We start from the raw sequence: 26,483 nt of genomic DNA, 5'->3' as shown, positions 1-26,483 counted from the left end.
GGGGCGGTGTCCAGATAAATCGCCCACACATTGTCTGCACAAAGACAAAGTCCTTCGCTGCGCCCCGTCCGCAAACCTATGCTCGATCCCCATGTCGTGTACTGCCAAAGTGGTGCCGCATAAAAGCGCCTTATCGGCTTGCCGTAGACAACACACGGCACGCTCGTAAGGCAGAAGTGCTGCATGCGGGTACACCGGGGCGTTTGCCGCCGCGGACCTGCATGGAAGAGGCGGCGTAAGGGGGAGGGAGTAGCGGATGGTCATGAATACAGTGGTGCCGGTCTTGCCGCGGGGCAATTCGCGCGCCCAATCCTCGGCAGCACAGCCGGCGCCCGACGCGGTGCCGGACAGCGGGCTCGCCTGCCTTGTGATGCTCTCGCAGTTCCACGCGGTTGCCGCGGACCCTGAAAAGCTGCGGCACGAATTCAGCCGTGACGGCCAGGCCATGGATGTCATCGACATCCTCAATGCCGCCAAAAGCCTGGGACTGGTGGCCGCGCGCAGACGGCCGTCGCGCGCGCGGCTGGCGCTGGCGGCGCTGCCGGCCATTGCCCTCGGCACGGACGGCGGGTTTTTTATCCTCGCGCGGGTTGACCAGGACAAGGCCCTGGTCCAGGAGCCGGGTGTATCGGGCCCGCAGGTGCTGGAGCTGGCGGCGTTTCATGAGCGCTGGTCGGGTGAGCTGATCCAGATCACCTCGCGCGCGTCGCTGGCGGGCGACATGGCCAGGTTCGACTTCAGCTGGTTCATCCCCGCAGTCGTCAAGTACCGCCGGCCCCTGGTCGAGGTATTGCTGGTATCCCTCGTGCTCCAGTTCTTCATGCTGGTCACGCCGCTGTTCTTCCAGGTCGTGATGGACAAGGTGCTGGTGCACAACGGCCTCACCACGCTGCACGTCGTCTGCATAGGCCTGCTGGTCATCTCGGTGTTCGACGTGGTGCTCACCGGCCTGCGCAGCTACGTCTTTGCCCACACCTCCAGCCGTATCGACGTGGAACTGGGCGCGCGGCTGTTTCGCCACCTGCTGGGCCTTCCCATGGCCTACTTCACGGCGCGGCGCGTGGGCGATTCGGTGGCCCGCATCCGCGAACTGGAGACCATACGTTCTTTCCTGACCGGCAACGCCATCACCGTGGTGCTTGACCTGCTGTTTTCCGTGGTCTTCCTCGCGGTGATGCTTTATTACAGCGTCTGGCTGACGCTGATCGTGGTGGTGTCGCTGCCCTGCTATGCGCTGCTCTCGGTGCTGTTCACGCCGGTCCTGCGCGCGCGGCTCAACGAAAAATTCAACCGCGGCGCCGAAAACCAGGCTTTCCTGGTCGAAACCATAGGCGGCATAGACACCGTCAAGTCGATGGCGGTGCAACCGCAATGGGCGCAGAAGTGGGACAACCAGCTTGCCGCCTATGTCGCCGCCGGCTTTCGCACCACCACGCTGGGCACCCTGGCCAACAACGGCGTCTCGCTGGTCAGCAAGCTGGTCACTGTGGCCACCATCTGGCTGGGCGCTCAATTGGTGGTCGAAGGCAAGTTGTCCGTGGGGCAGCTGATCGCCTTCAATATGCTCGCCGGCTACGTCGCGGCCCCCGTGATCCGCCTGGCGCAGCTGTGGACGGAGTTCCAGCAGGTCGGCATTTCCATGCAGCGCCTGGGCGACATCCTGAACACCCGGCCCGAGATCGCCGGCAACAAGAGCGCCATGCCCCAGATCGAGGGCCGCATCGAGTTTGACGCGGTGAACTTCCGCTACCGGCCCGACGCACCGCAGGTCTTGCGCGGCATCAGTTTTGAGGTCGCCGCGGGTGAGGTCATCGGCATCGTGGGCCGGTCCGGCTCCGGCAAGAGCACGCTGACCAAGCTGGTGCAGCGCATGTACATCCCCGACCAGGGACGCGTGCTGATAGACGGCGTCGACCTTGCCACCACCGACGCCACCACGGTGCGGCGCCAGCTCGGCGTGGTGCTGCAGGAGAACATGCTGTTCAACCGCAGCATCCGCGACAACATCGCGCTGGTCAATACCGCAATGCCGCTGGAGGCGGTCATCGCCGCCGCCAAGCTGGCCGGCGCCCATGAATTCATCATCGAACTTCCCGAGGCCTATGACACCCTGGTGGGTGAACACGGCGCCACCCTGTCGGGCGGCCAGCGCCAGCGCATCGCCATCGCGCGCGCGCTGATCGGCAATCCGCGCATCCTGATATTCGATGAGGCCACGAGCGCGCTGGACTACGAGTCCGAGCGCATCCTCAAGGACAACATGAAGTCCATCTGCGCCGGGCGCACGGTCCTCATCATCGCGCACCGGCTCTCCACGGTCAGGGATGCGAACCGCATCGTGGTTGTCGACAAGGGCCAGATTGTCGAGCAGGGCACACACGAGGAACTGCTGGGCCTGCCGGGCGGGCAGTACGCGCACCTGTATGCGATGCAGGGAGCATGACGATGGACAGCTTCAAACAACGCCTGGGCGCGATGCGCGAACTGCTGGAGCGCTACAAGGCCGTCTTCACCCTGGCCTGGGACAGCCGCCGGCACACCGACACGCGCGGCTACAAGGCCGCCGAGGCACAATTTTTGCCCGCCGTGCTCGCGGTGCAGGAGACGCCCGTGCCTGCCGCGCCCCGCGTCTTCATGTGGCTGCTTATCGTGTTCGCCCTCATCGCCGTCACCTGGAGCGTGTTTGGAAAGATCGATATCGTCGCGGTTGCCAGCGGCAAAATTGTTCCCAGCGGCTATACCAAGGTGGTGCAGCCGCTGGGCGCGGCGGTGGTCAAGGCCATCCATGTGAGAGACGGGCAAGCCGTCAAGGCCGGCGACCTGCTGGTGGAACTCGACGCCACCACCGAGGCTGCCGACATCGAGCGCTCACGCGCCGAACTTGAAGCCGCCCTGCTGCAGGCCGCGCGCGCGGGCGCCCTGCTGGATGCAATGGCCCGCGCAAAGGCCCCGGTTCTGCCGCAGCTGTCCCAGGTCTCGGCTGAGCAGCACCGCGAAGCGGCGCGCATGCTCGACGGGCAGTACGGCGAGTACCTTGCCAAGCTCGCGCGCAGCGAGGCGGAAATCACCACCCGCCAGGCCGAGCTGCGCGCCAGCCGGGAACAGGTGGCCAAACTGCAAGCCACTTTGCCCATGATGCGGCAGCGTGCCTCCGACCTGGACAAGCTGGCCGGGGACGGCTATGTGGCCCAGCACACTTTTCTGGAGCGCCAGCAGGCCTATCTTGAGCAGTCAGGCGAGTTGTCGGTGCAGCGCGAGCGCGTTCAGCAGCTGCAGGCCTCCGTCGCCGAGAGCCGCCGCCAAAGCGAGGCTTTCAAGGCGGAGATCCGCCGCGCAACCCTCGACAGCCTCAAGGAAGGCCAGCAGCGTGCGGCCACGCTGGAGCAGGAACTGAGCAAGGCCCAGGGGCGCGGCAGCCTGACCCGGCTGGTTGCGCCGGTGGCCGGCAGCGTGCAGCAACTGGCGTTGCATACCGTGGGTGGCGTCGTCACACCGGCACAGCAGTTGATGGTCATCGTGCCCGGGGAACATCCGCTCGAAGTGGAGGCCATGCTGGAAAACAAGGACATCGGTTTTGTGCGCGCCGGCCAGGAAGTCGCCGTCAAGCTCGAAACCTTTCCCTACACCACCTACGGCGCCATACCCGGCGTGGTGCTTGACGTCTCGCGCGATGCCATTGCCGACGAGAAGCGCGGCCTGCTCTATGCCGTGCGCGTGCAGCTGGCGCGCACCCGCATCGCCGTCGACGGCGCCGACGTGCCGCTGGGCTTTGGCATGGTGGCCCATGTCGAGATCAAGACCGGGCAGCGCCGGGTGATCTCATTCTTCCTCAGCCCGTTGGTGCAGGCCGCGCAGGAAGGCTTGCGCGAGCGCTAGCCGGGCCGCCCGGCCCTGTTGATGTATCAGGTAGCCGGTCGACGGCCCGCCAGTCAGGGGGCCGGCAATGACCGTTGCGCGCCAGGATGCGCTGCCCCAGCCCTACCTCGCCCGCGGGCTTCTGTTTCAAATGAAAAGTGGAACCCGACAAACATTGTCCGCAGAAAGACTATCTCTAAAAAACCGCGTAACAGATATCGATAAGCTGAAACCAGCTCTTTCCTTCGCTCCAGCGGTCTTCAACACTACACGTTTTTTCATGGCCAGACTCATTCATTCCTGTCTTGCAACCGCGCACGGAAGCAAAGAGATTGCGGCTCGTGAACTGGTGCGTGCCGCGCCCGCCAAGGCCTTCAACGTCCCTCGCCAACACGGCCGCGCCGGGCAGGGTTCACGCCGTGCGCGTCCCGTGCCAAGCCGTTAACCAGCGGCACCGCGTCCCCATGAAAGCATTGATCGTTCTCGCGCTGCTGTTTTTAGGCCCCTGCGGCGCTGCACAGGCACAAAGCGAAAACGGGGCCTCGGCATCCGCCTCGGGTGAGTTTGCCGGCGTGCGGCTTGCCCTGACAGCGCAATGCGTGACCTGCAGTGCGCTGCACGCCCAGGCCGGCCAGGCGGCCCCTGGTCCCCAAGCCAGTACGAGCCTGGGCCTGCGGCAGCTGCTGCAGATGGCCGTCGAGACCCACCCCACCATCGCCAGCGCGCGGTTCGACCAGCAGTCCGCGCAAAGCATGATCGAAGCCGCGCGCATGCAGTTCTGGCCCGCTCCCGGCGTGCAGACCGATTCGCTGCACGGGCGCAGCGCCACCGTTTTTCGCCTGACCCAGCCGCTCTGGACAGGCGGCAGGCTGACCGCCGACCTGCGCCTGTCCGAACTGCGCGAGTTGCGCGCCCGCGAGGCTATTTCAGACACGCAGATCACGTTGGCGACGCGCGTGGCCACCACCGCCCAGTCCTACCTGCTGAACGCCGGCCGCCGCATCGCCCAGGAGCGCAACGTCGCGACGTTGCGCGAATTGCTGCGCATGATCGAACGGCGCAGCCAGGCGGAGGTGTCCGCCACGGCTGACGTCAATATGGTGCGGACACGGCTCGCGCAGGCCCAGGCCGACCTCGAGGCCTTCCGCGCGCTCGAGCACTCCGCCCTGGCACAGCTGGGCAGTGCGATTGGCCGGCCCCTGCAGCCCGGCGAGCTCGAGCTGCCCGCCTCCCCGCCGCGTCCTCCCATGCTCGCGCGCCTGCTCGAGCGCGCGATGGAGGACAACCCCCACCTGCGCCTTGCCGAAATCGACGCACGGCTGGCCGCCGTCGAAATCGACCGCACGCGTGCCGCCATGTGGCCCACCGTCTCCTTGCGGCTGGAGCGCCAGGTCGGCGAGTTCCTGGGTTCCGCCGCGGCCGGCAACCGGGTCTATGTGTCCATGCAGTACGCGCCGGGTTCGGGCCTGTCGCTGGCCTCCCAGATCGAAGCCGCTGAGCGGCACCTGTCGGCGACCCAACGCACGGCGGAGGCCGGCCGCCGCGATGTCAGCGAGCGTGTCGAGTCCGAATGGCGTGACCTGGAGTCCGCACTGCGGCGCCTGCCCGAATTGCAGCGCAGCAGCGAAGGCGCCGCCGAGGTGCTGGCCTCCAACCGGCGCCTTTTTGTCAGCGGCCGCCGCAGCTGGATTGACCTGCTCAATTCCGTGCGCGAGATCTCCCAGGCCGAGCAGGCCGAGGCCGAGGCCCGCGCCGGCAGTGTCGGCGCCTATTACCGCCTGGGCCTGCTCCTCGGCATACCCATGTGGTCTCCAGAAAGCGAGCTTCCGTGAACAATTCCCCCGCCCAGAACGCGCCGTCCTCCGTCACGCTCAGCGTGCTGTGGCTGGCCCGCCGCCTGCCCGACATCGTCAAGGACTTGCGGCCCATGCAGTCCCACATGATGGCCGAACTCGAAGGCCGGCTGGCGGCCTTGCAGGAAAAGAGTGTCACCCGGGATGGCCTGCGGGACTGTGTCGACCACGCATTCCGCTCCATGGGCGTGCGCTCGCAATCCTGGGTTGAAGGCCACGCGGCGGCCAAGCTGCCCGCCGCGGCCATTCACCCCGAGACCGGCGCCTTCATCCTGCACCAGCACACACCGGCCGGAGGCTGGCTGCTGGAAGACGCCTCCGGCCGCAGGCACGTCACCGTGCTGCCCCAGGGCGCGCTTTATACCGAGATCCACGCAACCCAGGCCGAAAGCCTCAGCTTCTACCGGACGGCGGGCGAGCTGTTCCGCGGCGCGCTGCGCGACAACCGGCGCTACTTTGTCCATGCGGCCATTGCTTCGATCGTGATCAACCTGTTCGGTTTGCTGACCTCCCTCTACAGCATGCAGGTCTACGACCGCGTGATCCCCACGCAAGGCCTGTCCACCCTCTACGCACTGACGGCCGGTATCGCCGTCGGCATCCTGCTCGAGCTGATCGCCAAGTTCGCGCGCGCCGCCATCACCGAGCATTCGATCCGGTCCATGGACCTTGAGCTCTCGCACAACATCTTCGAGCGCCTGCTGCGTGTGCGCATGGACCAGTTCCCCGCCAGCGTCGGCACCTTGTCGGCCCAGTTGCGCAGCTACGAAATGATCCGTTCCTTCGCCTCGTCGGTCACGCTCTACCTGCTGGTCGACACGCCGTTCGCGCTGATCTTCCTGGCGGTCATCTACCTCTTGGGAGGACCCGTGGTTGCGGCGGTTCCGGTCGCGTTTTTCATCGTCGCGCTGGGGGTCGGTTTCCTTTTTCGCAGCGGCATGGAGCGCCACGCGCTCTCCGGCCAGGCCGCCGCCAACCGCAAGCTGGGCCTGCTGGTCGAGGCGGTGGAGGGCGCCGAATCCATCAAGGCCAGCGGCGCCGGCTGGCAATTCCTGGCGCGCTGGAACGGCCTGACCCGCACCAACGTCGACGAAGACATGCGCCTGCGGCACCTGGGCGAATCGGCCAGCTATTACGCCGGTTTCCTGCAGCAGATCAGCTACGTGCTGCTGGTTGCCACAGGCGCTTACGTCGCCTCCACCTCCACCTCGCTCACGGCTGGCGGCATCATCGCCTGCTCCATCATCTCCGGCCGCGTCCTCACGCCGGCCGGCATGCTGCCCGGCCTCATGGTCCAGTGGGCCAACGCCAAATCGGCGATGCGCAGCCTCTCGCATATCTTCACGCTTGAGCAGGACAACCATGCCGTCGAGCGCCCGCTGGTCATCGACCGCCTGCGCGGCGAGGTGGCGGTGCAGAAACTCGAGTTCGGTTACCGCGGCCACGCCACGGTACTGCAGGTGGAAAACCTGCACATCACCGCCGGAGAAAAAGTCGGCCTGCTTGGCCCGGTCGGCAGCGGAAAAAGCACCCTGCTCAAGCTGCTGTCCGGCATGTACATGCCCTCCAAAGGCCGTGTGTCGCTGGACGGCATCGACATGCAACACATCTCGCGCGCCCACCTGAGCGACCGCCTGGGCTATCTTCCCCAGGACGTGCGCCTGTTCGCCGGCACCTTGCGCGACAACCTCACGACCGGCGTCGTCGGAAAAACCGAGCAGAACCTGCTCGCCGCCTGCGAGCTCACCGGCCTGAGGCAGGTTATTGCCGCGCACCCCAAGGGCCTGGACATGCCCATCGCCGAGGGCGGCACTGGCGTATCGGGCGGCCAAAAGCAGCTGATCGCCCTGACGCGGATGGTGCTGGCCGCGCCCGACGTGTGGCTGCTCGACGAACCCACGGCGTCCATGGACGAGCCTCTCGAAAATCGCACCATCGCCGCGTTGCGTGCCAGCGTGCAGGTCGACCAGACGCTGATCCTGGTCACGCACAAACCCGCTTTGCTGCAGCTGGTGGACCGGCTGGTCATCCTGTCGCCCACCGGTGTCGTGCTGGACGGACCCAAGGCGCAAGTGCTGCAGCAGCTTGCCGCCCGGTCCCGCCCGGCATCCGCCGCGCGTCCCGGCGCCCCCCTGGAGGCCGTCGCATGAAGAAATCCCTGTCCTCCACACCGCCGGCCTTGCGCTCGGCACAACGCATCATCGCCTTGCTCATCCTCATCATCGGGTGTTTTGTAGGGTGGAGCCTGTGGTTCGACGTCGAGCAGATCGCACGCAGCACCGGCCAGGTGATTGCCAGTTCGCGCACCCAGCTGGTACAGGCCGCCAACGACGGTGTCAATGAAAAATTCCTGGTGCGTGAAGGCAGCCGTGTCAAGAAAGGCGAAGTTCTTGTCATGCTTGAACGCGAGCAGGGACAGGCTTCGCTCAGCGACAGCCGTGCCAAGGTCGCCGCGCTCAAGGCCGCGCTGGTACGCCTGCATGCCGAAGTCCTGGGCCGGCCATTGGTGTTTCCTCCCGAGGTTCAGCAGTTCCCGGCTTTCGTCAGCAACCAGACGGAGCTGTTTCAACGCCGCCAGCGTGCCGTCAACCAGGAGGCCGCCGCGCTACAGTCCATGCTGGCGTCCACACGCGATGAGCTTTCCATCAGCGAGCCGCTTCTCAAGAGCGGCGACATCTCCCGCGTCGAAATCATCCGCCTGCAAAAGCAGGTCGCTGAGCTCGAAGGCCAGATCACCAACCGGCGCAACAAATATTTCCAGGACGCGCAGGCCGAGATGACCAAGGCCGAGGAAGACCTGGCCACGCAGGAGCAGGTGCTGGCCGACCGGATCACGACCTTTGAGCGTACCGAAATCCGCGCCCCCGCCGACGCCACCGTGCGCAACATCCGCTTCACCACCCTCGGCTCCCGCGTCAAGGCCGGTGATGTGGTCATGGAGCTCACGCCCGCCGGCAGCGACCTTGTGGTCGAAGGCAAATTCAAACCCGCCGACATCGCCAGCATCCGTGTGGGCCAGCCCGCGGCCGTCAAGCTCGACGCCTACGACTATTCCATCTACGGCGTGCTGTCGGGCACCGTGAAGTACGTCAGCGCCGACGCCCTCACGGAAGACACACGCGCGGGTGAAAACATCTATTACCGCGTGCAGGTGCAGCTTGACCCGGTGCAGCAACGTCACGCCGCCGGACACAAGCCGATCGAGATCCAGCCCGGTATGACGGCCAGCATAGACATCCGCGGTGTGAGCCACTCCATTTTCCGTTACCTCACCAAGCCCATCACCAAAACTTTTTCCGAAGCCTTTTCCGAGCGTTGAGTTTTCCGATTTTCTTTTCTTTTTAATCCAGGAGATTTGCAATGAACCAGCTGCCCCACCAAGCCGATACCTCCAACGTCATCCGTGCAGTTCCGGCGCATGCAGAATTACCGGTGGTCGTCGCCGCCGCGCAGCCGATTCCTGTCCAGGCTGCCGCCGACAAAGCACCCATTGCCTCCAAGCCCGCGATAGCCGCCAAGCCGCCCATGGCCGCCGCCGCGATCCAGATGGAACAGGAGGCCGCCTCCAGCCAGGCCCGCCAGGCTGCCGACAAGCTCTTGCGCAAGAAGCACCTGGGCGAATCCGAGGGTGAGCCCAGCGCCGAGTCTGCGCTTGATAGCGCATATGAAGTTGCCGCCGCCAACACCAGCGAGCCTGCTGCGCCTGCGCAGCCTGCAGCCGAAACGGCCGGCGGTTCCACGACCGCCGCTTCGGGCGGCGGCCTGCCCTGGCTTCCCGTCGCCGGCGCGGGGCTGGGCCTGGCGGCCGTTGGTGGCGGCGGCGGCACCGCTGCTGCCGCTGCCGCAGTGGCTGCCCCAAGCACCTTTGCCGTCAGTATTGGCGCGGTGGCCGGCCCGGTGACGGCGTCCCTCAACTACAAAATCTACGACGCACAAGGCAACCTGGTGGCCTCGGGCGTTACCGACGCCACCGGCAAGGTCACCGTCAATCTGGCCGCTACCTACGCCGGCCAGGCTTTGCTGATCACCATCGCCGATGCCAACGGCAGCGCCGCCGACTTCCGCGACGAAGCCAGCAATGGGGCGGCAAACCTGGGCAGCACCGTGTTGCGTGCCGCCTTTGTCGCCACGGGTGGCAGCCAAAGTATCTCCGTCACGCCCGTTACCGAAGTGGCCGTGCAAAAAATGGGTATCACCACCAATGCCGCCACCGCCTCCGCCGCAACCGTGGCCGCGACCAATGCCTCCGTCGGTACCGATGTCGGCGTGAGCGACATCCTGGGCCCCGTCACCACCGTGCTGAGCGCCGACTACAACGAGGCCAACGGCCTCAGCGCCGCCGAAGTCTACGCGCGGGTGCTGGCCAAGCTTTCCGGCCTGGACCAGGCCAACGGCAGCATGAGCGCCACCTTCACCGCCCTGCTGAACGCCTTGAACGTCAGCAATTCCACGCTCAAGGCTTCCACCCTGCTCACCCTGCTTAACGAAGGCGCGGCCAGTTTCGAGGCCGGCCCCAACGCCGCGAACGCGACCCTGGCCCTGACCCCCACGCTGACCATCACCGACAGCATTGCCGCGGTTTCAGGCATCGCCGCAGGGCCGGTCACCTACACCTTCACGTTCAGCGAGGCCGTCAGCGGATTCGACGCGGCCGACATCACGGTGACCAATGGCACCAAGGGCACCTTCACCGCGACCAGCGCAACCCAGTACACCCTGGAAGTGACCCCCACCAGCAATGCCCAAGGCGCGGACATAGGCGTGAGCGTCAATTCCGGGACGGGAGGCATTACCTACCAGTCCACCTTGACGACCACCATCGTCAAGTCCGCGGCTGCCCAGGCCTATGACACAGCGGCCCCCACGGCCACCATCGCTTCGGCCAGCTTCTCGAACGACATCGGCAGCTCCAACAGCGACTTCGTCACCGCCACAGCCGCGCAGAACATCTCCGGCACGCTGAGCGCCAACATGGTGGCCGGTGAGCTTGTGGAAGTTTCCCTGGACAACGGCGCAACCTGGGCCACGGCCAGCGCCCCGGTGGGAGGCAATGCCTGGACTTTGGCCGCCACACTCGCCGCCAGCAACACCCTGAAAGTGCGCGTCAGCGACCTCGCGGGCAACCATGGGGCTGTGTTTTCCCAGGCCTATGTGCTGGACACCACGGTGCCCACGGTGGCCAGCGTGGCGCTGACCAGCGCCACCTTGATCCAGAACAGCACCCTGAACGCGGGTGACACCGTGACGGCCAGACCTATGACGTCTACCAGTACCAGCACGGCGGGCACAGCATCAACCTGCTGATCAATACCTTGCTGACGACCACGGTGGTGTGAGATGGGTGAAGCGCGGCAGCTTGTTTCCCCGGTGCCGGACACGCCGCTGCGCGCGGCCAACCGTGCTTATGCCGACAAGCGCTGGGACGATTGCGAGCGCCTGCTGCGGCAGGTGCTGGCGGCGCAGCCCGAGTCGGTGCAGGCCTGGCGGCTGATGGGGGCGCTGGCCTTTCAGGCCGGCCGGCTGGCAGAGGCCCAGGCGGCGTTTGAAAAAGTGCTGGCACTGGTGCAGGCGTCCGGCGGTGAAGGCGGCGCGGACGACTGGTTCAACCTGGGTTCCGCGCTGGACCAGCCGCGGCGGCCCGAGCTGGCCGGTCGGACAGAAGCGGCTTACCGCAAGGCGCTGGCGCTGGGGCCTACGGACAAGGAAGCCGTGCTGCGCCAGCTGGCGGCCTTGCTGCGTGCGCAATACCGCTTTGCCGAGGCGCGCATGCTGTGGCAGCCCGAACTCGACATCGCCCTGGCCACCGGCGATCGCGCGGCGCAGGCGCGGGCCTACACCGCGCTGGGGGCGGTGGCACTGGAGCAGTCGCGCTGGCCCGCCGCCAAACCTTTGGTGGAGGCGGCCTGCGAGGTGGACCCGGGCTATGCCGAGGCGCAGTTCAACCGCGCGCTGGGCTTGCTGGCCGAAGGCGATTTTGAAGCCGGCTGGCCCGCGCACGAATGGCGCTGGAAAGTGTCGCAGGCCCAGGGCAGCTGGCGCGACTACGGCCCGGCCTGGACGGGTGATGCATTGGGCGAGCGCATTTTGCTGGTCTGGGCCGAGCAGGGCCTGGGCGACGCCATGCAGTTCGCGCGCTTTCTGCCGCGGCTGCGGGCCGCGCACCCGCAAGCGGGCTTGCTGCTGGTGTGCCGCCGCGCCTTGCACCCGGTGCTGGCCGGCATGGCCGCGCGTGAGCGCATCACGCTGATGCCGGCGGAAGACGCCCTGCCGGGCCGCGTGCAGGGCCACGATGTGCATGTGCCCTTGCTGAGCCTGCCGCTGCACCTGGGCTGCACGCTGGCGCAGCTGCCGCCGCCGGCCCCGCTGTCGGCCAGCCCGCAGAGCATCGCGCTCTGGCATGAACGCATGAGGCGCTTTTGTTATGCGGCCATGCCGCGCTCCGCCAAGGGCGTTGTCCGGGGCCGCGCGATGCGGCAGCTGGGCCTGGTCTGGAGCGGCTCCGGCGCGCAAACCATGGCGCAGCGCCGCAATATGTGCCTGGCCGAGCTTGAGCCCCTGCTGTCGGTGCGCGGCGTGCAATGGCACAGCCTGCAGCTGGGGCCGGCCGCAGCCGACATCGCCACCTCGGCCTGGCAGGGCGGCATCGTCGACTGGAGCCACCACCTCGCCGATTTCGGCGACACGGCCGCCTTGATGAGCTGCCTGGACGGCGTGGTCAGCGTGGACACGGCCTGTGTTCACCTGGCGGCCAGCCTGGGCCGCCCGACCTGGATGCTGTCGCGCTTCGATGCCTGCTGGCGCTGGATGGCGCCGCGCGAGGACAGCCCCTGGTACCCGGGCCTGAAAATCTTCAGCCAGAAGACTCCGGGCGAGTGGTCGCCGGTGGTGCGGGCCCTGGGCGCCGATTTGAGCGCGGCAGGCTGAAGGAGGCTGTGTGAGGGAGGCGAGCAAGGCCTTGATGCGGCGCCTGGGTGACGCCAGGTTCGCCACCCGTTATTTTGTGGGCAATGGCATAGACATCGGTTGCGGCCCCGACCCTGTGTCCCTGTACGCCGAGCTGTTCCCGCGCATGGAGCAGGTCAGGCAGTGGGACCTGCCCGACGGCGACGCGCAGTACCTGCACGGGGTGCCCGATGCCAGTTTCGGCTTTGTGCATTCTTCCCATTGCCTGGAACACATGCAGGACCCGCAAGAGGCGCTGCGCCACTGGTTCCGTGTGTTGAAGCCGGGCGGGCACCTGGTGTGCGTGGTGCCGGACGAGGACCTGTATGAACAGGGCTGTTTCCCGTCCACCTTCAACAGCGACCACAAATGGACCTTTACCTTGTGGAAGGACAAGTCCTGGAGCGGGCGCTCCCTCAATGTCATGGATCTTTTGCGCACCCTGGGCGGGGCCGCCCAGCCGCTCAAGGTGGAGCTGCTGGACGCCAGCTTTCGCTACGGCTTGCCGCGTTTCGACCAGACCCTGACGCCGGTCGGCGAATCGGCGATCGAGTTTGTGCTTCGCAAGCGCACGGAGGCGGAACTGGGCAAGGGCGGCCGCCTGCCGGACCCGCAAAAGCAACTGACGGCCCAGGGCTTCACCCTGCTGACGGGTTTGTCCGCCGATGGCCGCTGAACCAGGCCCGCCGGGTCAGGGCATCGATTTTTTGAGACCCGGACCTGAGGACTTATGACGCGCGCGCAAGCCTTGCCTTTTCATGTCGACGTTTTCCAGTCCGCCCTTGCCGCCCACACCCAAGGGCGGCTCGACGATGCCAAAGCCGGCTACCTGCGGGTGCTGCAGGCGGACGGCGGCCATGTGGATGCCTTGCATATGCTGGGTGTGGTGCACCTGCAGAAAAGAGAGCTTGCCGAGGCCGAGGAGCGGATCCGCCAGGCGCTGGCGCTGGAGGAAAGAGCCGCTTTTTTCGCCAACCTGGGCAATGTGCTGAAGGGCAAGCGGCGCCCGGGCGAGGCGGAGGCGGCGTTTCGCCGCGCGCTGGCGCTGGACCCGGCCGATGCGGCAAGCCATAACAACTTCGGCATCTTCCTGAAGGAGCGCGGCCGGCCTGAGGAGGCCGAAGCGGCCTACCGGCGCGCGCTGGAGATCCGGCCGGACTATCCGCAAGCGCTCAACAACATCGGCAACCTGCTGAAAAAACGCGGGCAACTGGACGAGGCGGAGGCGGCCTTCCGCCGTGCGCTGGAACTCAGGCCCGGTTATGCCGAGGCGCTGAACAACCTCGGCGCGCTGCTGAAAAGCAGCCGGCGCCCGCGTGAAGCAATGGCGGCGCAGCGCGGCGCGCCAAGTTCCGCACCCGCCGATGCCAGGGTCCTCAATGAGCTGGGCAACCGGCACCAGCACCAGCGGCGCAGCGCCGAGGCCGAAGCGGCCTACCGGCGCGCGCTGGCGCTGTGCCCGGACTACGCCGAGGCGCACAACAACCTGGGGGTGCTGCTCAAGAGCGAGGGGCGCCTGGCCGACGCGGAGGCGGCCTATCGCCGCGCACTGTCGCTGCGGCCCGGTTATGTGGACGCCCATAACAACCTGGGCAACCTGCTGCAGCTGGCCCGGCGCCTGCCGGAGGCGGAGGCGTCTTACCGGCAGGCCCTGGCGCTCAAGCCGGAGCACGCCGAGGCCTGGAACAACCTGGGCATGCTGCTGCGGGCCGGCCAGCGTCCGGGCGAGGCGGAGGCGGCTTACCGGCGCGCCACGGACCTCCGGCCGGATTACGCCGACGCCCACCACAACCTGGGCAACCTGCTCAAGGAAAGCGAGCGCCCCGTCGAGGCGGAAGCGGCGTACCGCCGCGCGCTGGCGCTCAAGCCCGACTATGCCGAGGCGCACAACAACCTCGGCATATTGCTCAAGCGCGACGGCCGCCTGGCCGAGGCGGAAGCGACCTACCGGCGGGCGCTGGCGCTCCAGCCTGACCGCGCGGAGATTCAGAACAACCTGGGCATCATGCTGAAGGCCAACCAGCGGCTGGGGGAGGCAGAGGCGGCGCACAGGCGTGCGCTGGAACTCATGCCCGATTACGTGGAGGCCCGCCTCAGCCTGTGCCTGCTGCTGCTGACGCAGGGGCGCTACGCCGAAGCCTGGCCCTTGTATGAATCGCGTTATGCGCCCGAGCGCAAGACCATCGCGGTTCCCCTGCCTTCGCTGCCCTGGCCGCAGTGGCAGGGCGAATCGCTGGCGGGCAAGTCCTTGCTGATCTGGCCTGAGCAGGGTTTTGGCGACTACATCCAGTTTGTGCGTTATGCCCCCCTGCTCAAGGCGCGTGGTGTTGCCCGCCTGACCCTGTTGTGCCGCGCGCCGCTGGTTCCGCTGCTGGAAACCGTGGAAGGGGTGGATGCGGTGGTCACCGACGAGGATGCCCTGGCCGCGCATGACCGCTGGTGTTTTGTGCTGAGCCTGCCGCTGCATTTTTCGGTGACGGCAGAAACCATAGGCGAGGCGGCCCTGCCCTATGTGCGCGCATTGCCGGCGCGCGTGGCGCGCTGGCGTGAGCGCCTGCCTGCCGCGGGGCGCAAGGTCGGCCTGGTCTGGCGGGGCAGCCCGGGGCACGGCAACGACGGCAACCGCTCGCTGCCCGGGCTGGCCAGCCTGGCGCCACTCTGGGCTGTGCCTGGCGTGGCCTTTGTGAGCCTGCAAAAAGGCCAGGGTGAGGAAGAAGCCGAGGAGCCGCCGGCCGGCCAGCCGCTGCTGGCCCTGGGGACTCAGATGGAGGACTTCGCGGACACGGCCGCCATCGTGAACCAGCTGGACCTCGTCATTTGCGTGGACACCGCCATCGCCCACCTCGCCGGCGCCCTGGGCAAACCCTGCTGGGTGCTGCTGCCCGCCATAGACACGGACTGGCGCTGGCTGCTTGAGCGGACGGACTCACCCTGGTACCCCAGCCTGCGGCTGTTCAGGCAGGCCGAAGGGGAAGACTGGGGCCGCGTGATCGACGAGGTGGCGGCCGCGCTGGCCGCCTGGACACGCCCGCCTGCAAAGCAGCCGCCCCGCAAGGCGCGCGCTTCGCGGCCTTCGGCCAACAAAAACCAGCCATCAAAAAGGGGGTAGTCATGGGCAAGGTCGACAGCGAGGACAGCTGGCTTCTTTTTGTGGCCGTGGTGGCGCTGGCCGCTTTTGTCGCCTGGAAATTTTCAGCCTACCTGGGCCTGGACATGGCTGCGGGAGGTTCTGTGCTGGCGCGCCTGGCCGTGCTGGTCGTGCTCACGGGGCTTTCATGGAAGATGAGGGATGATTTTCCCCGGCTGGCTCCGCGGGCGGTCTGGCCCGTCCTGCTGTCGCTGCTGTGGCTGTGCTGGTGGCCGGCCCTGGACTTCTGGGCCGCCGAAGACCTGCCGCCATCCCCGCTTGGCGAGGGCATCCCGCCCTGGTGGGCCGCCTGGTACACCAAATGGGGCGTTCTGCTGGGCATTGCCGCCCTCGGCTACCTGGGCAAGAAGATGTTTGGCCGCAACTGAGGCCCAGGGCGCGGCCGGCCGCGATGGCCGGCATGGGCTTGAGCCCGGGCTTACCGTTTGAGGAACATCTCGTCAAACCTTTTTTTGTGCAGGGCCCGTTGCTCCCGCTTCCAGCGCAGGCGGATTTTCTCGGCCTGGATCTCGAACTCGGCGGCCCGCAGGCGGTGGGACCTGGCGAGGCTGTCCAGCTTGATGTAGCAGGCTTGCCAGTAAACGGCTCTCTGGGCCTTGCATTTGCGCTGCCATTTCATCAGCCGCCAGCCGATGACGGCGACAACGACATACAGCGCGAGAGGCAGATAAATTGACATTGCATGGCTTGCATTGATGGCTTCCATGTCATTCACCCTGTTGTGGTTTCCCTGGCGCCGTGACTGCCGGCGGCGGGGGTTGACTTTCGCCTGGTTTGTGCATCGAAGCGGGTAGCGGCGATACACATGGGGTCCACATGGTTTGGGACGCCGCAAGAGGCCCATGCGCCACGGGTTTTGCCCTCAAATTCGCACGCACGGCTTTGGCTTGCTGTAACTTGAATGATCTCGCAATGTCGCCAGAAAGACATTGTTTTAGCCATGCTTTTTTTGCATTGCTTGTTTTGTTGCTTGCATTTCCCCGTCAGGGCGGCCCGGACATCGCCGCGTCACAAAGCCCGGTGAAGCTGTTTTTCTCCTCCTATTGGAGGATTGATCAGGTCAATCCGGCTGCGCACAATGCCTGCTGGCCTGAGCCTCACCACACGGAGGAATTCCATGGACATCCTGAGCAGCCAGAACAGCTACAGCAGCCTTTCCGTGCGCGACCTGCTGGACGCGCGCAACCAGTTCCACGTGCACATGCTCAACAAGCGCAACGTGGTGGGCACGGCGGTGGGTTTGTACCTGATACGGCGCAGCGATCCCTGGCCCGACGCAAAAAACCCGGTCAAAAAATCCACAGGCAAAAAAAAGGTGGAACGCACTTTCGCCAATTCCGAGGTGCGGCCCTATTCCTGGCCCTGCATGCTGGTGATGGTCGATGAATGGGTGGAGGAAAAATCCTTTGCCAGCAGCAAGCTGCACCCGCAGGACATGGTGCCCAAGATGCTTTATCTGCCCGACGGCCGCGTGGTGCCGGTCTGTGTCGTCAAGGTCGAGCCGCAGGCCCCGGCCCGCAAGCCGCTGCCCTCCTGGATCTGGCCCGAGGCGGCCATAGGCGGCGGCTTTCCGCTGCTGATCCGCAACCAGGGCCTGCTGCGCAGTGCCAGCGCCGGCTGCCTGGTCAGCGACGGCCACACGATTTATGCGCTGACCAACCGCCATGTCTGCGGCGAACCCGGCGAGCCCGTCCATGCGCGGCTGCGCGGCGAGGAGGTCGAAATCGGCCATGCCTCAGAGCGCCAGCTCACGCGTCTACCCTTTACGGAGGTCTATCCCTCTTTTGCCGGCAAGCAGACCTATCTGAACCTGGACGTCGGCCTGGTCGAGGTCGACGACGCCCGGGACTGGACCAGCAGCGTCTACGGCATAGGCGAGGTCGGCGCGCTGGCCGACCTTAACGAGCAGAACCTGGGGCTGCAGCTGATAGACCACCCGGTGTCGGCCTTCGGCGCGGCCTCCGGCCACCTGGAGGGGCGCATCAAGGCGCTGTTTTACCGCTACAAATCGGTGGGTGGCTATGACTACGTGGCCGATCTGCTGATCGCGCCGCAGGACCCGGCCCACCAGACCCAGCCCGGCGACTCCGGCACGGTCTGGCACCTCAAGGTCGAAGAGAGTAAAGACAGCAAGGAGCCGAGCGGCAAGCCCAGCTACCGCCCGCTCGCGGTGGAATGGGGCGCGCAGACCTTCAGCGTAGCCGGCGGCGCCTACAACTTCGCGCTGGCGACCAACCTCAGCAACGTCTGCAAGCTGCTGGACGTGGAACTGGTCTCGGCCCACAACACGGCGGCCCAGCCCTATTGGGGCGCGACCGGCCACTACAGCATAGGCAATGTCGCGGTCGGCCAGGTCAAGGACAAAAAACTCGCCAAGCTGCTGGCGGCCAATGCGCTGCGCATCAGCTTTGACCGCGCCGACATCGCGCCCGGCAAGATCAACGAGGCGCTCAAGGACACGACGGGTTTTATCGCCCTGGCCGACGTGCCCGACGTGATCTGGAAAAAGCAGCCCGGCAAGGTCAAGGGAGGGCGCGACACCGGCTTTAACAGCGGGCCGGAACACCCCACGCACTATGCCGACATCGACGTGCCCGGCCCCGGCGACGGGCCCAGCCTGCGCGAGCTGTGCATGCAGGACACGGACAGGGTAGCGGTGGAATACTGGCAGGGTTTTTACGACAGCGTGGGCTCCACGGCCTCCAAGTCGCGCGGCTGCCTGCCTTTTCGGGTCTGGCAGTTCTACGAGGCCATGGTCGGCTACGTCGAAAAGAAGGACTATGCGAGTTATGTGGCCGCGGCGGGCCTGCTGGCGCACTATGTGGGCGACGCCTGCCAGCCGCTGCACGGCTCCTTCCTGGCCGACGGCTACCAGGACCAGGCCACCGAAGGCGTCACCAGCACCGGCAAGCCGAAGAAAGACTGGCCGGCCAAGGGCGTGCATTCCATCTACGAAACCAAGATGATTGACGCCAAGGCCGAAGAGCTGTTCGAGGCCATCGACAAGCTGCTGGCCAAGCCGGCCGCCGCGCTGGCCAAGATTGACGAAGGCCGCAAGGCCGCGGTCGCCACCGTCAAGCTCATGGACGACGTCGCCCGGCTGATCCCGCCCACGGAAATCTGCGATGCCTACATCGAGCTCGGCGAAGGCGCCTCGCGCGCGGTGATAGACGGGCTGTGGGAGCAGTTCGGCGGCAACACCGCCAAGGTCATGGCCCTGGGCATACGCAACCTGGCCCATATCTGGGAAAGCGCCTGGATCGCCGGCGGCGGCGACAGCGCCAAAAGCGCGGACATGGTGGAGTTCTCCGAAGCCGACATCCGCAAGCGCTATATCAATCCCAAGTTTGTTCCTTCGCTGGACCTGGACCAGCTGGCCGCGGTGCTCTAGCGATCAAGCAGCCGAAAGCCGCGGCTCCTGCGTCAGGCTGTAGCAGGTGAACACGCGATTCAGCGCCGGCAGGGGCGCGACTTCCATCTCGCCGGCGGCGGGCTCCATGATGACCATGGCCACCGAGGCCGAGAGGTTGTCATGGCTGCCCAGGCGCGGCGGGCGGCAGACGGAATAAGGCAGGCCGAAGTCGTCAAAAAAGGCGTTCTTCAAATCCTGGCGGCTCAGCTTGTCCTTGGCATTGAGCAATTTGCGCACGCGCCAGTCGCGGTAATGGCTGTCGGGCGACTGGGAGATGCCCATATCCACGAGTTTGCTGAGCGCGACCGGGCTCATCCAGTGGTTGGCGTGCACGATGAGGTTGTCGGCGCCGGGGTAAATCGGAAACGATTCGTTGGTCGTGCATTCGAAGTCGATGCCGAAACCCTGCGCCATGCCCAGCATGAGGTTGTTGGAGCAGGACTTGGGCGTGGCCGCCACGGCCTTCATGGCCAGCGAAAAAATCTCCTGCTCCAGTACCTTGCGGCGTATCAGCGACAGCGGCACGCCCAGCTGGGTGAAGTCGCGGTCCGACTCGAGGTAGTTGGCGGTGATGGACACACCCGCGCTGTTAAAGCCGCTGCGGGCCAGCCCGCCGGCCTCGACAAAGGTCAGGAAGTCGGGGCCGTGGTCGTTGCGCACGCGCAGCACGACGGCGGTTTCGACGCATTCGGCGCGCCAGTCCCAGTTCTGGCCGTGCAGCAGGTTGCCGTTGGCCGAACGCTCGGGCAGTATCAGCGCGCCGGTGCAGCCGTCGCCGGGCTCCTTGTCGGCCTGCTGGACTTTCTCGGCGCGCGCCTTGGCCAGCACTTCGGTGCGGGCATTGATCATCACGATGTCCTGGAAGTCCACGCCCGCGCCCTCGGCGATGCCGCGCATCTCGTCGATGTAGTGCGGCGCGAAATCGCCGATCTCCTTGGCGAAGAAGTCGATCAGCCGCGTGCGTGCCTGCTCGCTATAGCCCAGGTTGACCAGGGTCTGGCCGTAGAGGCGGGCGCTGCCGCGCACCCGGCTGGCGGCCTGGCGGCCGTATTGCAGGCCGCGTTCGCGCGGGCTGCCGGAAACCGAGATAAAGGGAAATTGTTCGATGTTTGCCATGTTGTGCTGCCGAAAAAAAGACCTGACAGGGGAATGACGGCCGCCGCAAGGCGTGCCTGTCCCTGCCTTGTGCGCTGCCCGCGCATCAAGGCGATGGAGAAATGGGGAATACTGGAACGCTTACTTGGCGGCCAGCTTGGTGTTCCAGAGCAGCGGCTTGCCTTCCCACACCGTGAAGCCGGACACGCGCTTGCGCACGGCCCAGGAGTCGGTCACGTTGTAGAGGATGACCAGCGGCGTCTTGGCGAGCATCATGGTGTGCAGCTGGTCGAACAAAGCTTGGCGCTTTTTCGGGTCGGCTTCGGCAAAGCTCTGGTCTATGAGTTTTTGCGCGGCCGGGTCGTCCCAGACCTTGCGCGGCTGCTTGGCCTTGTTGCCCGAGAACTGCTCATAGCTCAGGGCCGGGTCCAGGCGCGAGGAATAGGTGAAGGAGCTCAGCTGGTAGTTGCCGCTGTTGTAGCGGTCCAGCTGGGTCGCCCATTCGAGCACCTCGATCTGCGCATTGATGCCCACGGCCTGCATCATGGCCTGGCTCATCACCGCCACCGAGAAGCTGGGCACATGGGCGCGCTTGTTGGCCTGGATCACGATGGGCTGGCCCTTGTAGCCGGCCTCCTTCAGCAGCTGTTTGGCCCTGGCCGGGTCGTAGCGGTAGCCTTTTTTCTGGGCCGCGCTGTAGAAGGCCGAAGTTCCCTGGATGGCCGAGTTGTTGACCTTGGCCAGGCCTTCGGACGAGGCCGCGACCAGCTGGTTCATGTCCAGCGACAGCGCAATCGCCTGGCGTATGCGTTCGTCCTTGAGCAGCGGGTCGTTGGTCTGCATCAGCAGCGTGTTCTTGCCGGCATCGACGGCGCCGACCACCGTGAGGTTTTTATTCGCCTTGAGTTCCTGCACGTCGGAAGAGGTGATCTGGCCGGCGTCTATGGCGCCGGACTGCAGGCCGGCCTTGGAGGTCGACATATCGGGCACGGTCAGGAACTTGACCTGCTCGACCAGCGGCTTCTTCAGGCCCAGGTAGCCGTCGGGTTTGGTTCCGGGCGGCGACTGGTAGTCGGCAAAGGCGCTCAGGGTCACGTATTCGCCGCGCTTCCATTCCTCGAATTTGAAGGGGCCGGTGCCTATGGGTTTGTCCCAGCTGCCGTCTTCCTTGACGGATTTTTTGTTCAGCACGGCCGTCATGCCGCAGTCGGTGCGCGCCAGGTTGTCCAGGAAGACGGCCGAGGGTTTGTCCAGCTGCATGACCACGGTCTGCGCGTCGGGCGCCGTGACCGAGGTGACTTTGACACCGGAGCGGCCGTCGAACTCGCTGAGGCAGCGCCAGTCGGTTTTCGGATCCATGTAGCGCTTCCAGCTCCACAGCACGTCGGCCGAGCTCATGGGCTCGCCATTGTGAAACTTCACGTTGGTGCGCAGCTTGAAGATATAGGTCAGGCCGTCGGGGCTGGTGACGATGGAGCGCGCCAGCAGCGGGCCTATGGTGCCGTTCTCGTGGTGGGCGACCAGGCCTTCAACGATGTTGAGCACCACGCCGTCGGTGGTGTTGTCGCGGTTCACGCCGGGGTTGGTCGAGCGTATATCGGCCGGCTGCGCGACCACGATTTGCGCGGGCGCCTGGGCCTGGGCCGCGGCGCAGGCCGCCAGCACGGCGGCGCCCAGAAAATTCAATCGCAGGGAAAGCATCAAAAGCTCCTTAAAAATCAGGCCGGAAGGGGATGGGGGTGTAGGGGGGCAGTCGCATCGGCGTCATCAAAACGCCACCTGAGCTGCATGCCGCCCTGGCCGGTGGGTGTCAGCGCGGGAATCGCGGAAAGCAGCTTGCGGGTGTAGGCATGCTGCGGATGGTCGAAGACCTCGTCGCGGCTGCCTTGCTCGATGATGCGGCCGGCCTGCATCACGACCACGCGGTCGGCCACCTGCTCGACCACGCCCAGGTCGTGGCTGATAAACAGGCAGGCAAAGCCGTGGCGCTCCTGCAGCTCGGCCAGCAGCGCCAGCACCTGGGCGCGCACCGTGACGTCCAGCGCCGACACCGGCTCGTCGGCGATCACAAAAGCCGGCTCGCGTATCAGCGCGCGGGCTATCGCCACGCGCTGGCGCTGGCCGCCCGAGAGTTCATGCGCATAGCGCGCCGCATGCTGCGGCTGCAGCCCGACTTCATCGAGCATCTTGGCGACGCGTGCCTGCTTCTCGGCTGAGGACAGGCCGGGCACCAGGCGCAGGCCTTCGCCGACCAGCTGGCCTATGTTCATGCGCGGGTTGAGGGACGAGTACGGGTCCTGGAACACCATCTGGCAATTGAGCCGGTAGTCCAGCCAGCCCGCGTCGCGGCGGGTGATGCCATGGCCGCGGAAACGGATGTCGCCCTCGGTGGGCTTGAGCAGGCCGGCAATCGCGCGGCCCAAGGTGGTCTTGCCCGAGCCCGAGCCGCCCACCACCGCGACGATCTCGCGCGGGCGCACCACCAGGTCTATGCCGTGCAGCACCCGCTTGGCGGCCGACCTGGCGAACAGGCTGCGCTTGCCGGGATAGTCGATGACAAGACTGCGTACCTCGATGACGGGCTGTTCATCGGCAATCGTGCGCGCGGCCTGCCGGCGCGGAATGGCTTCGAGCAGCTTGCGCGTGTAGTCCTGTTGCGGGCCGGCCAGCATGGCGGCCGTGTCGCCGGCTTCAACGACTTCACCCTGCTGCATGACGATCATGCGCTGGGTGTAGCGCGCCACCATGGGCAGGTCGTGGCTGATCAGCAGCACGGCGGTGTTGTGTTCGCGCGTGAGCCCGACCATGAGCTCCAGCACGTCGCGCTGCACCAGCGCGTCCAGCGCCGTGGTCGGCTCGTCGGCAATCAGCAGCGCGGGCTCCAGCAGCATGACCGAGGCCAGCATCATGCGCTGGCGCATGCCGCCCGAAAATTCATGCGGCCAGGCGCTGAGTGCGGCCTGCGGGTCGCCGATGCCGACGCGCGCGAGCATGGCCAGCGCTTTTTCGCGTCGCGCGGCCGGCGACAGCTCGGGCCGGTGCAGGGCCAGGCCTTCGTCGAGCTGGCGGCCAATCGTCATCGAGGGGTTGAGCGAGGTCATGGGTTCCTGGAACACCATGCCTATGCGCGCGCCGCGCAGCTTGCGCAAACGCGCGTCGCCCACAGCTGCCATGTCTTCGCCTTCAAAAAGAATGCGGCCCGCACTGCGCACCAGGGGCGGTGGCGTCAGGCCCATGATGGCGCGCGCCGCCTGGGTTTTGCCGCTGCCTGATTCACCGACGATGCCGACGATTTCGCCGGGCGCGACGGTGAACGACACATTGCGCACGATTTCGCGGCCGCCCTTGCCCACGGACAAGCTCAGGCCGGAGACATCCACCAGCTGCGTCATTCGATGCCCCTCATGCGCGGGTCCAGCAGGTCGCGCACCGCGTCGCCCAGGAAATTGATGCCCAGCAGCGTGAGCGCGATGCACAGGCCCGGGAAGATGGAAAGGTAAGTCGCCTGCGCCATGAAGGGCCGGGCCGCGGCCAGCATATTGCCCCAGGTCGGCGCTGGCGGCGGCACGCCCAGGCCCAGGAAGGACAGCGCGCTTTCCGCGAGGATGACCCAGCCGAACATCGAGGTGGCCAGCACCGTGAGCGGCGCCACGCAGTTGGGCAGCACGTGGCGGAACATGGTGTAGAGCTCCGAGTTGCCGAGCACGCGCGAGGATTCGATGAACTCTTTTTCGCGCAGCGACATCACCGTGCCGCGCACGATGCGCGTGACGGAGGGCGTGTAGGCCAGGCCCAGCGCCAGGATGATGCCGTACTTGTTGGCGCCGAACACCGCCAGCAGCGCCAGCGCCAGCAGCAGGCCGGGGAAGGCCAGCAGGGCGTTGATGAAGGCCATGATGATGCGGTCGGTCCAGCCGCGCACAAAGCCGGTCAGAACGCCGATGGCCGTGCCCACGGTGATGGAAAACAGCACCGTGAGAAAGCTGATCCACATGCTGTTGGAGGCGCCTGCCATCAGGCGCGAGAGCTCGTCGCGGCCGAACTCGTCGGTGCCCAGCCAGTAAGTGCCGCTGGGCGGCTTCAGGCGCGCCATGAAATTGATCTTGAGCGGCTCATGCGGCGTCCAGAAGAAGGCCAGCACGGCCGCCGCGAGGATCAGCCCGATGATGAGCAAACCGATCAGGGCCTGCGGGGTGAGAAACTTTTTCATTCCGCGAGCACCCTGGGGTCGAAGATCGGATAGCAGAGGTCAATCACCAGGTTGGTGACCACATAGATCACGGCCACCAGCAGCAGGCAGCCCTGGATCACCGGGTAGTCGCGCGCGAAGATCGCGTCGACCAGCAGGCGGCCCAGGCCGGGAATCGTGAAGACGGTCTCGACCACGGCCACGCCGCCCAGCAGGTTGCCCAGCACCAGGCCTATCAAGGTCCAGGTCGGGCCGAAGGAGTTGCGAAAAGCGTGGTGCACCAGCACGGCGCGCTCGGACAGGCCCTTGGCGCGCGCATGGGTGATGTAGTCCAGCCGCAGCACTTCCAGCGTGCTGGCCCTGGCCATGCGGATCAGCACGCCGATTTCATGCAGGAACAGCGTGAGGATGGGCATCAAGAGGTAAAGCAGGCCGGACTTCCAGTCGTTCATGACCGAGACATAACCGACCACCGGCAGCCATTCGAGCTTGAGGCCGAAAAACAGCAGCAGCAACAGGCCCAGCCAGAAGGTGGGGATAGACACCAGCAGCGTCGCCGCGCCGACCAGCACCAGGTCGGGCAGGCGGTTTTGTTTCCAGGCGGCGATCATGCCGGCCGGCACCGCGACCAGGGTGGCGAAGAACACCGCCACCAGCACGATTTGCGCACTGACCACAAAGCGGCTCAGCACCAGCTGCAGCACCGGCTCGCCGGTGGTGATGGACACGCCCAGGTCGCCGCCCAGCACATGGCGGCCCCAGATGCCGAACTGCACCGGCCAGCTTTTGTCCAGGCCGAGCTGGGCGCGCAGGTCGGCCAGGCGCACCGGGTCGGCCAGGTCGCCCAGCAGCAGCTGGGCCGGGTCGCCGGGAATCAGCCGTATCAGCACAAAGACCGCGACCGCCACGATCAGCAGGGTCGGTATCGCCATCACCAGGCGGGCCAGCGCAAAACGTAGCATGGTCAGGCCTTGGGCGCCTTGCTGCGCATGTTGCTGAGCACGCCTGCGAAGAAGTCCTGCACCGTGTCTACGCAGGCAAGGCCATTGTGGGGAACGTTGTCGACCAGGTCCAGGGTGACGTTCACACCGGCCTTCGCGAAGGACTGGCGCAAAGTCTCCAGCCGTTCGGGGCGTGTACGCCCCGCGGCGTTGGCGCCGGCCATGAAGAATTTGCCGCCTTCGCGGTGGGTGATCTCCCAGGTCTCCATGTCGGCCTTGCCGACCACCATGTGCACCGGCAATGCCTTGAGCGCGGCCAGGTTCAGGGCTTTGCCGAAGCGTTTTTCAAAGTCGCGCACGCCGACCCACCAATCCTGGTCAGGGTCTATCAGCGTGACCGAGCCCGGTGCGCCTATGGACAGGGCCCAGAGGCGTTCGGGGTGCAGCAGGCCGAAGCGGTTGACGAACTGGCCGCCGCCGGAATAACCGAAGAGCGCGAATTTGGAGAAATCACAGCCGAACTTCACCGCCACCTCGTCGACCATGCTCAGCAGGATCTGGTCGTAGCGGATGTCGGCCTCGCGCAGGTGCTTGAAGCCGTCGCGGTTGCCGTCGCCCTGCGGGCCGGCCGGGAACAGCGGGCACAGCACGATGCAGTCGTTCCACTTGGCGAAAGCGGCAAAGGCGTCGCGGTACTCGGTGAAGGCGCGGCCCGTGCCGTGCACCACCACCACCAGCTGCATGGGCTGCTTGGCCTCGTGCAGATGCGGCGGCGCATAGGTGCAATAGGAAAAGCGCGGGTCGGTGCGCGACGCAAAAATCGTGCTGTGGCCCAGGTCGTAGATCGCCGCCGCCCGTTTTTCACCGAAGGACAGGGTTGAAGCCGTTGCGGCATTCGCTGGGAGCACTTCAGGCATACGCATCATCACCCACAAATAGGACTCGAAAGCGGCCGGTTGCAGGCCGCGCTGCAAGCGTGGGTGGGTAAGACATCGGTCCGTCACACAAGCCTGTTAAGGCGGATTGTTCTCCATCCAGTTTAAAAAAT

At 66.0% G+C, this 26,483-nt stretch carries 19 protein-coding genes; 12 read left to right on the top strand and 7 right to left on the bottom strand.

All coding sequences use genetic code 11. The features are described from left to right. The first annotated feature begins 256 nt into the window (after window positions 1-256). From AC1D09_RS15810 to AC1D09_RS15760, 11 genes are all read left to right on the top strand, one after another. Window positions 257-2,443, top strand: coding sequence for a type I secretion system permease/ATPase (locus AC1D09_RS15810; RefSeq protein ID WP_477701126.1), 2,187 nt, complete (start codon window positions 257-259; stop codon window positions 2,441-2,443). Between the two features lie 2 nt (window positions 2,444-2,445). Continuing rightward, the gene (locus tag AC1D09_RS15805) at window positions 2,446-3,876 is read left to right on the top strand and encodes an HlyD family type I secretion periplasmic adaptor subunit (RefSeq protein WP_477660968.1); all 1,431 of its coding nucleotides are present in this window, start codon (window positions 2,446-2,448) and stop codon (window positions 3,874-3,876) included. A 67-nt stretch (window positions 3,877-3,943) separates the two neighbouring features. Next, complete coding sequence (locus AC1D09_RS15800) at window positions 3,944-4,300, top strand: hypothetical protein (protein ID WP_477660969.1); 357 nt, start codon at window positions 3,944-3,946, stop codon at window positions 4,298-4,300. A gap of 19 nt (window positions 4,301-4,319) precedes the next feature. Beyond that, window positions 4,320-5,687 (top strand): TolC family protein, encoded by a 1,368-nt coding sequence (locus tag AC1D09_RS15795; RefSeq protein ID WP_477660970.1) that lies wholly within the window; start codon window positions 4,320-4,322, stop codon window positions 5,685-5,687. Beyond that, a complete protein-coding gene (locus AC1D09_RS15790; RefSeq protein WP_477660971.1) occupies window positions 5,684-7,858 on the top strand; it encodes an ATP-binding cassette domain-containing protein in 2,175 nt (724 codons plus the stop codon). The genes AC1D09_RS15795 and AC1D09_RS15790 overlap by 4 nt, the downstream gene beginning before the upstream one ends. Further along, complete coding sequence (locus AC1D09_RS15785; RefSeq protein ID WP_477660972.1) at window positions 7,855-9,027, top strand: beta-barrel domain-containing protein; 1,173 nt, start codon at window positions 7,855-7,857, stop codon at window positions 9,025-9,027. Before AC1D09_RS15790 ends, AC1D09_RS15785 begins: the two co-directional genes overlap by 4 nt. 41 nt (window positions 9,028-9,068) lie before the next feature. Then, complete coding sequence (locus AC1D09_RS15780; RefSeq protein ID WP_477660973.1) at window positions 9,069-11,012, top strand: Ig-like domain-containing protein; 1,944 nt, start codon at window positions 9,069-9,071, stop codon at window positions 11,010-11,012. 33 nt (window positions 11,013-11,045) lie between these two features. Then, the gene (locus tag AC1D09_RS15775) at window positions 11,046-12,632 is read left to right on the top strand and encodes a tetratricopeptide repeat protein (RefSeq protein WP_477660974.1); all 1,587 of its coding nucleotides are present in this window, start codon (window positions 11,046-11,048) and stop codon (window positions 12,630-12,632) included. Window positions 12,633-12,642: 10 nt separating this feature from the next. Then, complete coding sequence (locus AC1D09_RS15770; protein WP_477660975.1) at window positions 12,643-13,326, top strand: methyltransferase domain-containing protein; 684 nt, start codon at window positions 12,643-12,645, stop codon at window positions 13,324-13,326. Window positions 13,327-13,380: 54 nt separating this feature from the next. Continuing rightward, window positions 13,381-15,759 (top strand): tetratricopeptide repeat protein, encoded by a 2,379-nt coding sequence (locus tag AC1D09_RS15765; RefSeq protein ID WP_477660976.1) that lies wholly within the window; start codon window positions 13,381-13,383, stop codon window positions 15,757-15,759. A gap of 2 nt (window positions 15,760-15,761) precedes the next feature. Next, on the top strand, window positions 15,762-16,166 hold the full coding sequence (locus AC1D09_RS15760) for a hypothetical protein (protein ID WP_477660977.1): 405 nt from the start codon (window positions 15,762-15,764) through the stop codon (window positions 16,164-16,166). A 50-nt stretch (window positions 16,167-16,216) separates the two neighbouring features. Here AC1D09_RS15760 and AC1D09_RS15755 read toward each other — a convergent pair whose 3' ends face one another. After that, window positions 16,217-16,504 (bottom strand): hypothetical protein, encoded by a 288-nt coding sequence (locus tag AC1D09_RS15755; RefSeq protein WP_477660978.1) that lies wholly within the window; start codon window positions 16,502-16,504, stop codon window positions 16,217-16,219. Between the two features lie 411 nt (window positions 16,505-16,915). Here AC1D09_RS15755 and AC1D09_RS15750 point away from each other — a divergent pair, with 411 nt between their 5' ends. Further along, complete coding sequence (locus AC1D09_RS15750) at window positions 16,916-19,189, top strand: Nal1-like putative serine protease (protein WP_477660979.1); 2,274 nt, start codon at window positions 16,916-16,918, stop codon at window positions 19,187-19,189. 3 nt (window positions 19,190-19,192) lie between these two features. On the opposite strand, the gene AC1D09_RS15745 is transcribed toward AC1D09_RS15750, so the two are convergent. The 6 genes from AC1D09_RS15745 to AC1D09_RS15720 form a co-directional block, all read right to left on the bottom strand. Beyond that, window positions 19,193-20,326, bottom strand: coding sequence for a C45 family autoproteolytic acyltransferase/hydolase (locus AC1D09_RS15745; protein ID WP_477660980.1), 1,134 nt, complete (start codon window positions 20,324-20,326; stop codon window positions 19,193-19,195). Window positions 20,327-20,446: 120 nt separating this feature from the next. After that, the gene (locus AC1D09_RS15740) at window positions 20,447-22,006 is read right to left on the bottom strand and encodes an ABC transporter substrate-binding protein (RefSeq protein WP_477660981.1); all 1,560 of its coding nucleotides are present in this window, start codon (window positions 22,004-22,006) and stop codon (window positions 20,447-20,449) included. A gap of 17 nt (window positions 22,007-22,023) precedes the next feature. Then, window positions 22,024-23,697 carry an ABC transporter ATP-binding protein gene (locus AC1D09_RS15735; RefSeq protein ID WP_477660982.1) on the bottom strand — a complete coding sequence of 558 codons (1,674 nt, stop codon included), beginning with the start codon at window positions 23,695-23,697 and terminating at the stop codon, window positions 22,024-22,026. Continuing rightward, on the bottom strand, window positions 23,694-24,515 hold the full coding sequence (locus AC1D09_RS15730) for an ABC transporter permease (RefSeq protein ID WP_477660983.1): 822 nt from the start codon (window positions 24,513-24,515) through the stop codon (window positions 23,694-23,696). The genes AC1D09_RS15735 and AC1D09_RS15730 overlap by 4 nt, the downstream gene beginning before the upstream one ends. Then, window positions 24,512-25,456: an ABC transporter permease gene (locus tag AC1D09_RS15725; protein WP_477660984.1), complete on the bottom strand. Its 945-nt coding sequence runs from the start codon at window positions 25,454-25,456 to the stop codon at window positions 24,512-24,514. Before AC1D09_RS15725 ends, AC1D09_RS15730 begins: the two co-directional genes overlap by 4 nt. Before the next feature lie 2 nt (window positions 25,457-25,458). Continuing rightward, on the bottom strand, window positions 25,459-26,352 hold the full coding sequence (locus AC1D09_RS15720; RefSeq protein ID WP_477660985.1) for an alpha/beta hydrolase: 894 nt from the start codon (window positions 26,350-26,352) through the stop codon (window positions 25,459-25,461). Window positions 26,353-26,483: the final 131 nt, after the last annotated feature.

The organism is Polaromonas sp. P1_A2 (assembly GCF_056406895.1).
Note: the sequence above shows the minus strand (reverse complement) of the source record. Positions and strands in the feature narration are given on the sequence as shown.

What these genes read in the sequence shown, in the direction of transcription:
- AC1D09_RS15795 (WP_477660970.1), top strand. Translation starts at nt 4,320, where the DNA reads ATGAAAGCATTGATCGTTCTCGCGCTGCTGTTTTTAGGCCCCTGCGGC.
- AC1D09_RS15725 (WP_477660984.1), bottom strand. Translation starts at nt 25,456, where the DNA reads ATGCTACGTTTTGCGCTGGCCCGCCTGGTGATGGCGATACCGACCCTG.
- AC1D09_RS15785 (WP_477660972.1), top strand. Translation starts at nt 7,855, where the DNA reads ATGAAGAAATCCCTGTCCTCCACACCGCCGGCCTTGCGCTCGGCACAA.
- AC1D09_RS15765 (WP_477660976.1), top strand. Translation starts at nt 13,381, where the DNA reads ATGACGCGCGCGCAAGCCTTGCCTTTTCATGTCGACGTTTTCCAGTCC.
- AC1D09_RS15720 (WP_477660985.1), bottom strand. Translation starts at nt 26,352, where the DNA reads ATGCCTGAAGTGCTCCCAGCGAATGCCGCAACGGCTTCAACCCTGTCC.
- AC1D09_RS15735 (WP_477660982.1), bottom strand. Translation starts at nt 23,697, where the DNA reads ATGACGCAGCTGGTGGATGTCTCCGGCCTGAGCTTGTCCGTGGGCAAG.
- AC1D09_RS15760 (WP_477660977.1), top strand. Translation starts at nt 15,762, where the DNA reads ATGGGCAAGGTCGACAGCGAGGACAGCTGGCTTCTTTTTGTGGCCGTG.
- AC1D09_RS15730 (WP_477660983.1), bottom strand. Translation starts at nt 24,515, where the DNA reads ATGAAAAAGTTTCTCACCCCGCAGGCCCTGATCGGTTTGCTCATCATC.
- AC1D09_RS15745 (WP_477660980.1), bottom strand. Translation starts at nt 20,326, where the DNA reads ATGGCAAACATCGAACAATTTCCCTTTATCTCGGTTTCCGGCAGCCCG.
- AC1D09_RS15780 (WP_477660973.1), top strand. Translation starts at nt 9,069, where the DNA reads ATGAACCAGCTGCCCCACCAAGCCGATACCTCCAACGTCATCCGTGCA.
- AC1D09_RS15750 (WP_477660979.1), top strand. Translation starts at nt 16,916, where the DNA reads ATGGACATCCTGAGCAGCCAGAACAGCTACAGCAGCCTTTCCGTGCGC.
- AC1D09_RS15755 (WP_477660978.1), bottom strand. Translation starts at nt 16,504, where the DNA reads ATGGAAGCCATCAATGCAAGCCATGCAATGTCAATTTATCTGCCTCTC.
- AC1D09_RS15800 (WP_477660969.1), top strand. Translation starts at nt 3,944, where the DNA reads ATGACCGTTGCGCGCCAGGATGCGCTGCCCCAGCCCTACCTCGCCCGC.
- AC1D09_RS15775 (WP_477660974.1), top strand. Translation starts at nt 11,046, where the DNA reads ATGGGTGAAGCGCGGCAGCTTGTTTCCCCGGTGCCGGACACGCCGCTG.
- AC1D09_RS15740 (WP_477660981.1), bottom strand. Translation starts at nt 22,006, where the DNA reads ATGCTTTCCCTGCGATTGAATTTTCTGGGCGCCGCCGTGCTGGCGGCC.
- AC1D09_RS15810 (WP_477701126.1), top strand. Translation starts at nt 257, where the DNA reads ATGGTCATGAATACAGTGGTGCCGGTCTTGCCGCGGGGCAATTCGCGC.
- AC1D09_RS15805 (WP_477660968.1), top strand. Translation starts at nt 2,446, where the DNA reads ATGGACAGCTTCAAACAACGCCTGGGCGCGATGCGCGAACTGCTGGAG.